Raw genomic sequence first — 13,828 nt, 5'->3', positions numbered from 1 at the left:
TCGCAGCTGTAGACAGAGAAGAGGTTCCCTATGACAGCACCGACACTGCAGACCACGCCGGCCGGCCGGTACTCCACCATCACCGGCATCGGCGGCTACCGCGGTGAGATCACCGTGCGCAACGACGACATCGTCGAGCCGATCGACTCCTCCGATGAGTGGATTCGCCAGCGCACCGGCATCATCACCCGCCGCTACGCCAGCGAGGACGTCGGCGTCGCAGAGATGAGCGAGGAGGCCGCGCAGGAGGCGATCGCCAACGCCGGCCTCAAGCCCACCGACATCGGCGGCATCATCATCGCCACCGTCACCTTCCCCCACCCGACGCCGTCCGTGGCAGCGATGCTGACTGACCGGCTGGGCACTGGCCCGATTCCCGCCTGGGACATCTCGGCTGCCTGCGCCGGATACTGCTATGCCATCGCCCAGGCCGACGGGCTGGTGCGCTCCGGCGTCATGGACAACGTCCTCGTCATCGGTGCGGAGAAGCTCTCCGACTGGATCGACCCGACTGACCGGTCGATCTCCTTCATCCTCGCCGACGGTGCTGGCGCTGTCGTCGTCTCCGCCAGTGACGAGCCGGGCATCGGCCAGAGTGTGTGGGGTTCGAAGGGCGAGAACTGGGACACCATCCACATGACCAATTCGCTGCTGGATCTCAAGAACAACCCCGAAGGCGGCACGTGGCCGACACTGCGCCAGGACGGCCCCAGCGTGTTCCGGTGGGCGGTCTGGGAGATGGCCGAGGTCGCCAAAGAGGCCCTCGAAGCCGCTGGTGTCGAAGCCAGCGGCCTGGCAGCTTTCGTGCCCCACCAGGCGAATATGCGCATCATCGACGAACTGGCCAAGCAGCTGAAGCTGCCTGACTCCGTCGTCATCGGCCGCGACATCGCCGACAACGGCAACACCTCGTCGGCGTCGATTCCGCTGGCCACCGAACGGCTGCTGCGCGAGCACCCCGAGCTCTCCGGTGGGCTGTCGCTGCAGATCGGCTTCGGTGCCGGACTCGTCTACGGGGCGCAGGTCGTCAAGCTGCCATGAGCACCACAGCAGGGATGACGGCGCGCCAGGCACGACCTGCCGAGGCACCTGGCTCCTTGCATATGCGCAGCAGGCATGACGTAGGATTCTGACGGGACAACTCGTCGAATCACGTTCCACAAGCCGGCCGGTCAACCTGGCCGGGAAGCATTGAGAAAGAAGGAAGATATGGCACATAGCGAAGCTGAAGTCCTCGCAGGACTCGCTGACATCGTGAACGAAGAGACCGGCCTGGCCACCGAAGCTGTCGAGCCGAGCAAGTCCTTCACCGATGATCTCGACATCGACTCGATCTCGATGATGACGATCGTCGTCAACGCTGAGAAGAAGTTCGGCGTGAAGATCCCGGATGACGACGTCAAGGATCTCGTCACCGTGCAGGACGCTGTCGACTACATCGTCAAAGCACAGCAGGCCTAAGAATTCCGATCACGGGGCGGCCGGCCCGCGCGGTCTCACCGCCCCGTGATGGACCCCAACCGATTCGACGAGGTTGATCACATGACTTCCACAGTTGTCGTCACCGGCATCGGTGCCGTCACACCCATCGGCACGACCGCCGAAGCCACCTGGCAGGCAGCGCTCAAGGGAACCTCGGGCGCCCATACTCTCGACAACAGCTGGTCTGAGGACTATGGCATTCCTGTCAGCTTCGCCGCCACCGTCGACCGCAGCGTCGTCGACGAACGCCTCAAGCGCGTGCAGGCCAAGCGACTCGACCCCTCAAGCCAGTACGCTCTCATCGCCGCCCGCGAGGCATGGGAGGACGCACAGACCCCCGAGATCGATCCCGAACGTCTCGCCGTCTCCTGGGCCACCGGCATCGGCGGTGTCTGGACGCTGCTCAACGCCTGGGACACCCTGCGCGAAGAGGGCTCCCGCCGCGTCATGCCGCTGACGGTGCCGATGCTCATGCCCAACGCTCCGGCTGCCGCCATCGGCATGGACCTCAAGGCGCGTGCCGCCGTGCAGACCGTTGTCTCGGCGTGTGCCTCCTCGACCGAAAGCCTCGGCCAGGCACTCGACGTCATCCGCTCCGGCAAGGCCGACGTCGTCATCGCCGGTGGTTCGGAATCTGCCGTGCACCCGATCACCATGTCGGCGTTCTCGTCCATGCAGGCGCTGTCCCGCCGCAACGACTCGCCGGAGACCGCATCGCGTCCCTACGACGTCGACCGCGACGGCTTCGTCATGGGCGAAGGCGCTGGCGCGCTCGTGCTCGAAACCGAAGAGCACGCCAAGGCCCGCGGTGCCAAGATCTACGCTGAGATCGCCGGCTGGGGCGTGTCGAACGACTCGCACCACATCACCGCCAACGAGCCCGAGGGCAAGTACGCGCTGCACGCGATGCAGCATGCCGTCGACAACGCCGGCATCGACGTTGCTGACATCAAGCACATCAACGCCCACGCCACCTCGACCCCGGTCGGTGACGTGCCCGAGTCCCTGGCTGTCAACGCGCTGCTGGGTGAGAACGTCTCTGAGGCGCTCGTCTCCGCGACGAAGTCGATGACCGGGCACCTGCTCGGCGGTGCGGGCGCAGTCGAGGCGATCCTCGCTGTGCTGGCAACTCACCATCGTGTCGCCCCGCCTACGATCAACATCGAGAACCTCGATCCCGAGATCAAGCTCAACGTCGTCCGCGACACCCCGGCGGATCTGCCCAGCGGAGACTTCGCTGCGCTGACGAACTCCTTCGGATTCGGCGGTCATAACGCCGTGTGCGTCATCAAGACCGTCTGATCGGAGCACAACCGGTTTGCGGTTGGGCGTGTTTCAGGGCCTGCAGTCATCTGCGACTGCAGGCCCTGCTGCATCTGCGTGCTGGCTCGAGCCCCACGTGTGAGCTGGGAGCCCGAGCGTATGAGCCGAGAGCCGAGCGTGTGGGCCAGGGCCAGGACCGCTGGCATCGGTGAGGCAGCCTGCGGGCAGGAGGAAGACACCGAAAGGCCGGATGCACCCCGCAACAGCTGCCGCGATGCCAGCGCTGGTCAGTAAGAGCGCAGGTCTGTGGGTCAGACTGCGGTGGTCAGCCAGCGCACGGGAGCGCCGTCGCCGGCGTAGCGGAAGGCTTCGAGCTCGTTGTCCCATGCCTCGCCCAGGGCGCGCTGCATGAGCGATTCGAGCTTCTCGGGATTGCCGGCTGCACGCTCCATGACCGAGCGGATGATGTCTTCGGAGACCATGATGTTGCCGTGCACGTCGGTGACAGCGTGGTAGATGCCCAGGCGCGGAGTGTGGCTCCAGCGGCCGCCGTCAGCGCCGGGTGAGGGTTCCTCGGTCACTTCGTAGCGCACGCCCTCCCAGCCGCGCAGCGCCGAGGCGATGCGGGCACCGGAGCCTGCTGGGGCACGCCAGCAGATCTCGGCGCGGAACGTGCCGGGCGCGGCCGGTTGCGGCGACCAGTCGAAGGCCGCCTGCGCGCCGATCGCCCCGCCGGCGGCCCATTCGATGTGAGGGCACAGCGCACGAGGTGCTGAGTGGACGAAGAGTACGCCCTGAGTCATATCCATTTCTGCCTCCTGAGCCTTCGGATACGTCTTCCCCTACGATCCGAACAGGAGGATGCCACCAGCATAGACGATCGCCGTCCCTGTTCAAAAGACATCCCCGTCCTGGCGGTCTCGGTTCTCTGCTAATCTGTTGCTGGCCTCGGCCTGCTGGTGCTAAGGCAGGCGATGCTGGCCCCCATAGCTCAGCTGGTTAGAGCAGAGAACTCATAATTCTTTGGTCGTCGGTTCAAGTCCGACTGGGGGCACAGTCGGACAATCATCACCTCCGATCGCGCATATATGAGCGCATCTGGCGGCAGAACGGATTCCCAAAGCGACAACTCCGGCCGGCTCTTCTGCGGCTTGTGCAGAAGTGCTGCAGTCCATCTCTCTGAACATCGGCTTCGCATCAGCGCGGGCGGGTCATCCGGCATCATGCCGGTCGCGGACGCGAAGCCCACCGGGTCTTCACCACAGCGAAACCCCGCCGTCCGGAAACCCCAGGACACCCGGCAGCCCGAGGAGCAGCTCGGCCCCTTGCCGGCACGGCATGATCCGGTGCCGAGCGCGTTCAGCGTTCTGAGTTGACTCGGGTGAGGACCGCCCGTGCGGCGTCGATGCAGGCGTAGCGGTCGGTGGTGATGTAAACATCGAACTCGACTCGGCCCTCAGGCCCTGGGTCGTTCTTCCGAGAGGCAGTGACCATGCCCGACCAGTCCGGTCCCACGACGATGAGCCCGTATTCGTTGCGCAGCGGATCGGAGTGGTCGATGCGCCCGCTGCGCACACCGGGAACCGGTGCGACGTCGAAGCCGCCGGAGAGCATCGCGGAGAACCCACAGACCTGCTGGATAGATGCGAACCGCTCGGCGGTGTCCTCCCACACATCTTCCTGCTCGCCGTAGATGCCGATGATGACGATCGAGCTCGAACCATTGAGCGCGCGGCGCTGGAGCGATTCGAGTTCCGAGCCCACGAGCGCCTCGTCCATGATGAGCGGGTCGTGCTTGAGGCTCTTGCAGATGGAGAACGGGGTGCCCTGCACCAGCCGGTTGCGGGTGAAGTGGTCGACGAGCGGATCGTCGTAGAGCTTATCGACAGGGCTGGGCGCCTCCGTCGGCGCACCGATGAGCGGACCGGTGACATAGCGGGCGCCGATCGCACGCACCTGGCGCATATCCGCCTCAGTCGCCACACCCTCGGCGATGACGACGGCGTCGGTGCGTTCGACGTGAGCGCGCAGCAGGCGGATGAGCTCAGCGAGCTCCCCGCGGTCCTCCATATGCAGCACATCCGGATGCAGGCTCACGACCGAGGGATTGACCAGCGGCAGGAACGCAGCCGTACGCAGATCGGGGCCGATCGATTTCATGCCGATGCCCCAGCCGAGCTGGCGGGCCTGGCGTACCGAGCGCAGCACGGTGGCCGGCGCCCCGGCGATCCGGTCGGGGTCGAGCTGCAGGATGACCGAGCGTTCGGGCTCGTCCGTGCGGTCTTCGAGGGTGACAAGCGACTCGGGTTCAGCCCCGAGGAACAGCCGGGTGGAGGCGCCCAGCCCGGCAGAGGCGGCATCGCGAAGGGCGATCGAGCGCAGGGAGGAATCGAAGTCGCCGATCATGCCGCAGGTGCGCACATCAGCACGCAGGGCTGCGAACTCATCGATGCGGTCGCGGTCGTTCCCAGCGTCCCCATCCGCCCGGGCTGGAAGCACTGTGTAGCCGACGGTCTCATAACTCGACGCCTCTGCGACCGGTGCGAAGTAGCTGTTGACGAGGCCATGCCGGATCAGTCTTTCGATCTCGCCCGACGCCGATACATCGGCGGGTGTCGACAGCACGAGATGTCCTTCCGTTGGCAGCTGAGTCCTGTAGAGCGCTTTCAGTTTCTCACACGCGGCGGACACCGATCACGGCAGAAAGTCATTTATTACAAGACTGATACACGACTGCCGGAAATCGATATCTGCGCCCCTGCAGAAAGGCGCCCACCGCCTCGGGAGCGGAACGCTCAGCTCTTCGGATCCTCGCCGACGATCTCGATCGCACCGGTCATGGCGACGGCCTCGTGGTGGTGTTCTGGCAGGCTGAAGTGCAGTGTCTCTCCCCCGTCGAGGAGGCGCTCGTCGTCCCACACACGGACTTTGACCTTCGAGGTCTCGTGCGAGCGGCTGGTGAGAACGAGTTCGCGTGCCGAGCAGCGCACGTCGATGACCTGGCCCTGGAACAGCACCCGGAAGCGCACACCGGTGAGCTTCTCCGGCAGGCGGGGGCGGAATTCGATGCGGTCGTAGCGGATGAGCACGCCGACGAAGGCACGTACGACGACGTCGACGGTGCCGGCCATCGCGCCGAGGTGAATGCCCTCCTGGGTAGTGCCCCACTGGGTGTCGTGCAGGTCGATGACGAGCGATTCCTGCCACACCTCCCAGGCTTCGGGCCGGCCGATCGAGGCCAGCACGGCGGCGTTGACGACGTTGGACAGGCTGGAACCGTTGGTCGAGCGGGCGGTGTAGTAGTCGACGGTCTGCTCGACCTGGCTCATCGTGTACCGGTAGCCCATCCGGCCGAGTTCGCGGATGAGGCCGTTGGCGCCGAGCAGGTAGATGAGCATCGTGACATCGGCCTGTTTGGACAGCTTGTAGTTGTTCGTGGAGTCGCCCTCGGCCTCCATGATGAGGTCCATGCGGCCGATATTGCCGTACTTCTTGCGGTAGGCGGCCCAGTCGAGTTCGTCGAGGTCGTCGTAGCCGTCGAACTGGCTGATGATGCCATCAGCGTTGAAGGGCACCGCCAGGCGGGCGGCGAGCCGGCCCCACAGAGTGATCTCGGCCGGCTGGATGTTGAGCCGGAAGATGAGGTCCTCGGCGGCATAGGAGGGCAGCAGCCGGAAGATCTCGACCGCATGGCGACATACCCAGGCGGTCATGATGTTGGTGTAGGCGTTGTCGCGCAGCCCTGAGCCGGGCGTGCCGGGATATCCGTCGTGGAACTCATCTGGGCCCATGACATCGTTGATGTGGAAGCGGTCGGTCTCGGCATCGTAGGTCGCCAGTGAGGCGAACAGCCGGGTGATCTCGATGACGAGCTCGCCGCCCTGTTCGGCCAGCCAGCCGACGTCCTCCGTGGCGCGGTAGTGCTGCCAGGCGTTGTAGGCGATCGCCAGGCCGACATGCTTCTGCCGCCAGGAGTTGTCCGGCATCCAGCGTCCGGCCCGCCGGTTGAACAACTCGACTGGAGTCTCCTCACGGCCGTCGGAGCCGGACTGCCAGGGAAACAGCGCCCCTTCGAGTCCGGCTTCGCGGGCGAGGTGGCGGGCGGCGTTGAGCCGGCGCCAGCGGTAGAGCAGCAGCGATTTCGAGATCTCGGGCAGCCGCAGGTTCACCAGCGGCAGCACGAAGAGCTCATCCCAGAAGATGTGGCCGCGATACCCCTCGCCGTGCAGTCCGCGGGCCGGGGTGCCGGTGTCGGCGAAGACGGTGTGCGGGGACAGCGACTGCAGCAGGTGGAAGGTGTGCAGGTGCAGCAGCAGCTGGGTGTTCGAGTCGGCTTCGACCTCGACGTCGAAGCGCTCCCACAACCGCTGCAGGGCAGCGGTGTGCCCGGGCAGCAGGTTCTCGTAGCCGATTGCCGGCAGCCAGTTGAGCTCATCGACCGCGCCTTCGCGCACGGAGGTGAGCGCATCATCACGGGAGTTGACCAGGGCTGTCGTCGTGTCGATGCCGACAGTCGCGCCCTTGCGCATCTCGATGGTGGCATCGGTGAAGATGCCGGCGGGGTACTCGACCGGATGCACCTTCACTCCGGTGTCTTCGTCGGTCTGCCGGACGGTGTGCTCGCCGACGTGGATCTGGGTGCGCTGGGCGATGGCGATGCGCAGCTTGCTCTGGCTCGTCTCGACCTCGGCCAGCAGCGTGCCGTCGGAACCGAACTGCTGGAAGGTCGTCATGAGGTGCTTCTTCGACAGCGCATCGTACTCACGCACGTTGTCGTTGATGACGTTCATGTCGATACCGGTGCGCACAACGATCGGATCGGCGGTGTTGACCGGCGTGATCTGCGTGAGCATCGCTGCGACGTGCTTGCGGTCCATCGACACGAGCCGCTGCTGGCGGATGATGAGCTCTCGTTCCTGCGCGTCACTCAGCGCCAGTTCGCGGGTGAGCACGCCGTTGGCGAACGACAGCGTGCGCTGGCCGCTGACGATCTTCAGCCCGCCGGCGGAGAACCAGTCGCCGTCGGCGAACCGGATGTCGCAGACGTTCCAGTTCGGCAGATTGACCAGCGACTCGTGCTCAAGGTCCCGGCCGTTGACATGGCTCCACAGCCGGTTGAAGATCCCCGCCATGTACGAACCGGGGTAATGGGAGTGCCCAGCCGGCGCCTCGGGAGCGGCTCCGCGCAGCGACATGTACCCGTTCGCCAGCGTCGTCAGCGCCTCCCGGCGGCCCTCATGCTCAGGCTCGAAGCCGGCGAAGCTCAGCTCCCAGGGATCCTGGGGCACGATGCCCAGGTCGAGCTCATTGGCGTCGGTGACGACCACATCCGCCCCGGCTGCCTCCAGATCGGCGCGGTTGCGGTCGCGGGCGATGCCGACGACGAGGCCGAACTCACCAGTGCGGGCGGCCTGGACACCGGAGACGGCGTCTTCGAGCACCGCGCAGTCCCGCGGTGGGAAGCCGAGCAGTTCGGCGGCGGCGACGAACGTGTCGGGGGCCGGTTTGCCGGGCAGGCCGCGGTCGCGGGCGACCTGACCGTCGATGACGACGTCGAAGAGGTCGGCGATGCCGGCGGTCTCCAAAAGCTGCGGGGCGTTGCGGCTGGCGGTCACGAGACCAATCGGGGTGCCGCCCCGGCGCAGCCGCTCGATGAGCTTGACGGTGCCGGAGAACACTTCGATGCCCTCGCGTTCGAGCAGCACAGAGAAGTAGTCGTTCTTGCGCCGGGCCAGCCCGTGGATGGTGTGGGCAGAGGACGGATCGTCATCGTCGCCTTCGGGCAGGAAGATGTTGCGGGCGTTGAGGAAGGTGCGCACACCGTCCTCGCGGGGCCGGCCGTCGACGTAGCGGCGGTAGTCCTCGACCCCGTCGAAGGGGGTGGTGTCGATGTGGTGGCTCAGCGGCAGGTCGCCGCTGGTCACTTCGGGGCTGGCGAGCACGTCGTCGAACAGCCGCTTCCAGGCGATCGCATGCAGAGACGCCGTGTCGGTGACGACGCCGTCCATGTCGAAGATGACCGCTGACCATGGGGTTGTGACGATCGTGTTCATGGTCTCCTGCTCGCTGGACGGGGGATGTGCGGCGCGCAGCGACCGAAGACGCCGGCTTGCGTCTAGCCTAGCGAGTACCCGGCGACACGGCACTCACCGGCAGATGAACGTCCGGTGGCAATCTGCCTGACAGGTCGCCTTGCGCTTTGTGCTTCAGCTGCGCGCCGCGGCCGCGTGCCGACCCTGCCGCCAGTCGACGATGCCGACCACCGCCGAGGCGGTGACGACGATGGCGATGACGGCGAAGGCTGCGCTGAAGGCCGCGGTCCACCCGTAGCCGGCCTGCACGGCGAAGAACACTGAGGTCACGACTGCCAGGCCCATGGCGGTGCCCATCCGCTGCCCGGTCTGCAGCACACCACCAGCGGCCCCGGCGTAGGTGAGCGGCACGTCGACGAGCGCGAGTGTCTGGTTGGGGCTGATGACCAGGCCCTGGGCGATGCCGATGAAGGACACGGCGATGACGACGAGGGCGAAGGGCCAGCCGGCGGTGTCGTGCATGATGACCGAGCCGATGCCGGCCAGCAACCCGAAGAACGCCAGTGCCATGCCGACGAGCACGAGCGGGCGGCCGAGGCGGATGACGTACTGTCCGGCGATCGCAGACGAGATCGCCGAGCAGATCGCAGCCGGCAGGCCGATGAGCCCGGCTTGGAGGGCGGTGAAGCCGAGTCCGTTCTGGGCGTAGACGGCGATGACGACCCACACGCTGGTGGTGCCGAAGAAGTACAGGGAGATGAGCAGAGCACCATTGGCGAAGGTGCGGGTGCGGAAGAGGTCCATGTCGACCATCGGGCTGCGGCCGCGCCGCTTGTAGCGGTTCTCCCACATCACCCAGGCGATGATGAGGGCGATGCCGAGCACGCCGAGGGCGAGGTAGGCAAGTGCTGCCTTGCCGACGAGCAGCGGCACGAGCACGCCGAGGGTGCCCATGCCCAGCAGGGCGACGCCGACGAGGTCGAGGTCGGGTTTGTCACCCGGTGCGGTGGTGGTCTGTGGCGGCTCCCAGGCTGAGCGCGGGAAGAAGATGATCGCCAGGGTCACGGCGAGGATGACGAAGGGCACGTTGATGAGGAAGGACATGCGCCAGCCGAGGTCTTCGCCGAAGAACCGCACGAGCACTCCGCCGAGTGCCGGTCCGACGGCGACGGACACGCCGATCGCTGAGCCCATGAGCCCGAAGGCCTTGCCGCGGGCGGCGCCGGAGAAGTACTGCTGGATGAGCCCGACGACCTGCGGATTCAGCAGCCCGGAGCCGACGCCCATAAGCAGCCGGGCGAGGTTGAGCACGAGCGGGTTCGGGGCGAATCCGGCGAGCAGTGAGGCGATGCCGAAGACGATGAGACCGGCGATGAAGAGCCTGCCGCGGCCGAACAGGTCACCGGCGCGCCCGGCCGGGACGAGGATGACGCCGAAGGTCAGCGTGTAGCCGGTGAGCACCCACTGCAGGGCGGTATTCGAGGCGTCGAGGGAGCTGCCGATGGCCGGCAGCACGACGTTGACGATCGACACGGACAGCAGCGACATGAACAGCGGCACGAGGGCGATGAGGAGGATGCGGCGCTGATCGTCGCTCATCTTCGGAGTCTGCGCTGACCCTGCCTGTGCCTCCGCGTGCCGTTTGTCTGCCATTTCTCCATTCCTACACCCCCGGCCTCTGGCCTGGCAATACTCGCCAGTCACTGCCTCGGGCAGCCAGCGCCTCGTTACGATGGGCGCATGGACAGCTTCCCGCCATCTGCCCCGCACGCCGAGACCGCACCTGCCGCGCGGGGTGCCGGCCGGTACGCCCCGAGCCCGAGCGGCCGGCTGCACATCGGCAATCTGCGCACCGGAGTCCTCGCCTGGCTGTGCGCACACTCCACGGGCCGGGCCTTCCGCTGGCGGATCGAAGATCTCGACCGGGTGCAGGCCGGGGCTGCCGAGCAGCAACTGGCCGACTTCGCCTCACTCGGCGTCACCCCCGATGGCCCGCTCGTCATCCAGTCAGAGCGCACCGAACTGTATGCAGCCGTCATCGAAGCACTCAACACGGCCGGGCTGGTTCATGAGTGCTACTGCTCGCGCAAGGACATCCAGTCCGCGCCCTCGGCTCCGCACACTCCCCCGGGTGCCTACCCGGGCACCTGCCGGAACCTGACCGGGTCTGTCCGTGAGGCTGAGCGCACCCGGCTGGCCGGCAACGGCCGGCAGCCGGCCCTGCGCTTGGATGCGCAGGCGGCAGCCGGGCTGCTGGAGGTGCCGGTGAGCCCGTCCGGTCCCGAGGTGGTGGTCGCCGATGTGCTGCTCGGTGACGTCCGCGGGTTCATCGATGATTTCGTGCTGCGCCGCGGTGATGGTGTGCACTCCTATCATCTGGCCGTCGTCGTCGATGATCTGGCGATGGGCATCGACCAGGTGGTCAGGGCTGATGATCTGGCGTCCTCGACTCCGCGCCAGGTGTTCTTCGCCAGGCTGCTGGACCTCGTCTGCCCGCAGCTTGTCGGCACGGAGTCTGGGCATGCGGGGATCGAGTGGGTGCATGTGCCGCTCGTGCTCGGGCCCGGCGGTCAGCGGCTGGCCAAGCGCGACGGTGCGGTGACCCTCGGCGACCTGGCCAGCACGGGGTTCGACTTCTTCGCCTGGCTCGGCAGCTCGCTGGGCTTCGGTCCGTGGGCTGACCTGGAGCAGGCGCGGGATGAGTTCGACCTGGACGCCATGACCGGCGAGCCTGCGGTCTTCGATCCGGCCGACTGGGCTCAGCCAGCCGCCGACTGAGCCTCGGCGATCACCTGCCGGTAGATCGATTCGAAGGTGTCAAGCGTGTGGCGGACATCGTGGCGGGCCACGAGCCTCCGGGAGGCATCCCCCATCTGCTGCCGGTCCGCAGCGCTCATCGTCAGCAGCCGGGTGAACGCATCGGTCAGCGCCTCGATATTGCGTGGTTCGAACAGGTAGCCGTTCTCGCCATGCCGGCACAGGTGCGGCAGCGCCACCGCATCGGCGAGCACGACCGGCTTGCCGGAGGCCATCGCCTCCAGGGTCGCGATGCTCTGCAGTTCGGCGGTGCTGGGCATGCAGAAGAACGTCGCCTCCTGATAGGCCTTCACAAGCTCCTCGTCGCTGACCTTGCCGCGCAGCCGCACCCGATCGGCCACCCCGAGCTCGGCCGCCTGGGCGCGCAGCGGCTCGGCTTCGGAACCGGCGCCGATGATCTCGGCATGCAAGTTGAGGCTCGGGTCGGCCGCAGCGAGGGCTGCGATGATGTCGCCGATGTTCTTCTCCAGTGACAGCCGGCCGACGAACAGCACCGTCGGGTGCGTCTGGTCGACATCATCGGCTGCGAAGAAATGGGACAGGTCAATACCGCAGGACACCGCCTGGATCGAGCTGCGGAACCCGTTCTCCGTCAGCAGATCGGCTGACAGCTGGGTCGGCACAGTGAGGTAATCGGCCTTCTCGAACGACCGGCGCAGATCCCACCAGGCGGCCGCGCTGCCATAGCGCAGCAGCCGCTCGGAAGCATTGACGTAGGGACGGACGTTGTCGGGCATGAAGTGGTTCGTCGCCACCACCGGGATGCCGCGCTTGCGGGATTCGCTGAGCGCATAGCGGCCGATGACGAAGTGCGCCTGCGTGTGCACGACATCGGGACGGATGAGATCGAGCAGGCGGGACACCTCGGGCTTGGTCTCCCAGGGCATGCAGATCGTCCACGTCGGGTGCAGGTACCAGCGGTGGGAGCGGATGCGGTGGACGAGCACGCCGTCCTCCCACGCCGTCGACGGGGTCTCGGTGGCCGAGGGGCAGATGACGTGCACCTCGTGACCGCGGGCGGCCAGCCCGGTCGCCAGGGTCTGCGCGAAGGTCGCGGCACCGTTGACCTCGGGAGCGTAGGTCTCAGTGGGGATGCAGATGCGCAGGGTGGTGCGGTCAGCCGGGGCAGTGCTCTGCTCGGTCTCAGTCAACGATCGTCCTCATCGGGGTGGGTGCCGTACTTGTCGTTCATGCGCTGGCGCTCCTTGGCCACCACGTCTGGATGATACCGGGACAGTGCGATGACCGCCCAGCAGGCGATCGCCCCGGTGACGGCCATGAGCACGAGCTGGAGGATCGAGGCCTCCATCGCCTCACCGAGCACAATCGAGCCGAGAAGGACTGCGAAGATCGGGTCGATGACGGTCAGCCCGGCGATGACCATCTCCGGTGGCCCGGCGGCATAGGCGGCCTGGACGAACCATGAGCCGATGATCCCGGCCAAAGCGAGGCTGATGACGTTGAACCAGGTGATCCCGCCGAGCCCGGAGTCGAAGAACTGGTTGGAGATGATGTGCACATTCGTCGCGACGGTGGCGAAGAGCAGTCCGGAACCGGTGATGAGCAGCAGCTGCGGTGGGTGGTTGCGCACGAGGATGATGATGCCGAAGACGACGGTGAGCACCAGCGCGATCCAGGCGACGCGATGCGCGCTGGCCCCGTAGTGGACCTCGTAGCGGCCGATGACAGCGGCCACGGCGACGAAGGCGGCAAGGGAGAGGCCACAGGCGGCCACGGCGAGGACGATCGTGCGGGTAAGTGCCAGGCCGCGGTGGACGACGGCGAGGATGACGGCGGTGATGAGTGCGACCGCCCCGATCGGCTGGACGACCATGACCGGGGCGATGGCCAGGGCGATGATGTTGGCGGCGTTGCCGAGGATGAGGACGATGAGCCCGAGCAGCCAGGTGCGGTTTCTGAGGATGCGGGCGAACTCCTGGACCCGGAAGCGGGTGGAGTCCTCCTCGCGCTGGTTGACGCCGCTGTGCTGCAGCAGCGCGGCGTACGCCAGCGCGATCGCTGCGAACAGCGCCAGGCTGATGGCCAGTAGGGTCGTCACCCGGCCAGTGTAGCCCGCGGCCCGCAGGTGAGGTTCACACGGCGCGGGGCGGAGACTCACATGCCGGGTTCAGTCACGCACCCCGCGCCGGGAGACCCTCAAAGCCGGCCTGCCTGGACGTGAGGTACGTCACCGCCGGGGTGATTTGAGAACTGCGCGATCCCGGTGCTAGAGT

Annotated in this window: 10 protein-coding genes and 1 tRNA gene; 5 read left to right on the top strand and 6 right to left on the bottom strand. The window is 66.7% G+C overall.

Annotated elements, in window-relative coordinates; all coding sequences use genetic code 11:
* Positions 1–30: 30 nt before the first annotated feature.
* The 3 genes from HLA91_RS06440 (at position 31) to HLA91_RS06430 (ending at position 2,784) form a co-directional block, all read left to right on the top strand.
* Positions 31–1,041, top strand: a complete 1,011-nt coding sequence (locus HLA91_RS06440; RefSeq protein WP_102159884.1) for a beta-ketoacyl-ACP synthase III — start codon at positions 31–33, stop codon at positions 1,039–1,041.
* 168 nt (positions 1,042–1,209) lie between these two features.
* A complete protein-coding gene (locus tag HLA91_RS06435; RefSeq protein WP_102159882.1) occupies positions 1,210–1,461 on the top strand; it encodes an acyl carrier protein in 252 nt (83 codons plus the stop codon).
* An 81-nt stretch (positions 1,462–1,542) separates the two neighbouring features.
* On the top strand, positions 1,543–2,784 hold the full coding sequence (locus tag HLA91_RS06430; protein WP_102159880.1) for a beta-ketoacyl-[acyl-carrier-protein] synthase family protein: 1,242 nt from the start codon (positions 1,543–1,545) through the stop codon (positions 2,782–2,784).
* Positions 2,785–3,056: 272 nt separating this feature from the next.
* On the opposite strand, the gene HLA91_RS06425 is transcribed toward HLA91_RS06430, so the two are convergent.
* Entirely contained in the window at positions 3,057–3,548 is a 492-nt protein-coding gene (locus tag HLA91_RS06425) for a DUF3145 domain-containing protein (RefSeq protein WP_102160700.1), read from the bottom strand.
* Positions 3,549–3,725: 177 nt separating this feature from the next.
* On the opposite strand from HLA91_RS06425, the gene HLA91_RS06420 reads away from it, so the two are divergent.
* Positions 3,726–3,799 (top strand) — tRNA-Ile (locus HLA91_RS06420).
* 305 nt (positions 3,800–4,104) lie between these two features.
* Here HLA91_RS06420 and HLA91_RS06415 read toward each other — a convergent pair.
* The 3 genes from HLA91_RS06415 to HLA91_RS06405 all read right to left on the bottom strand — a co-directional run bounded on the left by HLA91_RS06415 (position 4,105) and on the right by HLA91_RS06405 (position 10,376).
* Positions 4,105–5,370, bottom strand: coding sequence for an EAL domain-containing protein (locus HLA91_RS06415; protein WP_259833336.1), 1,266 nt, complete (start codon positions 5,368–5,370; stop codon positions 4,105–4,107).
* A gap of 170 nt (positions 5,371–5,540) precedes the next feature.
* Complete coding sequence (locus tag HLA91_RS06410) at positions 5,541–8,798, bottom strand: beta-phosphoglucomutase family hydrolase (RefSeq protein ID WP_170274016.1); 3,258 nt, start codon at positions 8,796–8,798, stop codon at positions 5,541–5,543.
* Positions 8,799–8,951: 153 nt separating this feature from the next.
* On the bottom strand, positions 8,952–10,376 hold the full coding sequence (locus tag HLA91_RS06405) for an MFS transporter (RefSeq protein ID WP_239557046.1): 1,425 nt from the start codon (positions 10,374–10,376) through the stop codon (positions 8,952–8,954).
* Between the two features lie 141 nt (positions 10,377–10,517).
* Between HLA91_RS06405 and gluQRS the strand changes: the two genes are divergently transcribed.
* Entirely contained in the window at positions 10,518–11,555 is a 1,038-nt protein-coding gene (gene gluQRS / locus HLA91_RS06400) for a tRNA glutamyl-Q(34) synthetase GluQRS (protein WP_170274014.1), read from the top strand.
* Here the strand turns inward: gluQRS and HLA91_RS06395 are convergent.
* Positions 11,537–12,745, bottom strand: coding sequence for a glycosyltransferase (locus HLA91_RS06395; RefSeq protein WP_170274013.1), 1,209 nt, complete (start codon positions 12,743–12,745; stop codon positions 11,537–11,539). The two genes, gluQRS and HLA91_RS06395, sit on opposite strands and share 19 nt — an antisense overlap.
* Positions 12,742–13,653: a DMT family transporter gene (locus HLA91_RS06390; protein WP_257994979.1), complete on the bottom strand. Its 912-nt coding sequence runs from the start codon at positions 13,651–13,653 to the stop codon at positions 12,742–12,744. Before HLA91_RS06390 ends, HLA91_RS06395 begins: the two co-directional genes overlap by 4 nt.
* Between the last annotated feature and the right edge of the window lie 175 nt (positions 13,654–13,828).

The organism is Brevibacterium luteolum (assembly GCF_013004595.1).
In the GTDB taxonomy this organism is placed as follows: Bacteria; Actinomycetota; Actinomycetes; order Actinomycetales; family Brevibacteriaceae; genus Brevibacterium; species Brevibacterium luteolum.
Note: the sequence above shows the minus strand (reverse complement) of the source record. Positions and strands in the feature narration are given on the sequence as shown.

What these genes read in the sequence shown, in the direction of transcription:
- HLA91_RS06405 (WP_239557046.1), bottom strand. Translation starts at nt 10,376, where the DNA reads ATGAGCGACGATCAGCGCCGCATCCTCCTCATCGCCCTCGTGCCGCTG.
- HLA91_RS06435 (WP_102159882.1), top strand. Translation starts at nt 1,210, where the DNA reads ATGGCACATAGCGAAGCTGAAGTCCTCGCAGGACTCGCTGACATCGTG.
- HLA91_RS06425 (WP_102160700.1), bottom strand. Translation starts at nt 3,548, where the DNA reads ATGACTCAGGGCGTACTCTTCGTCCACTCAGCACCTCGTGCGCTGTGC.
- HLA91_RS06440 (WP_102159884.1), top strand. Translation starts at nt 31, where the DNA reads ATGACAGCACCGACACTGCAGACCACGCCGGCCGGCCGGTACTCCACC.
- gluQRS (WP_170274014.1), top strand. Translation starts at nt 10,518, where the DNA reads ATGGACAGCTTCCCGCCATCTGCCCCGCACGCCGAGACCGCACCTGCC.
- HLA91_RS06410 (WP_170274016.1), bottom strand. Translation starts at nt 8,798, where the DNA reads ATGAACACGATCGTCACAACCCCATGGTCAGCGGTCATCTTCGACATG.
- HLA91_RS06430 (WP_102159880.1), top strand. Translation starts at nt 1,543, where the DNA reads ATGACTTCCACAGTTGTCGTCACCGGCATCGGTGCCGTCACACCCATC.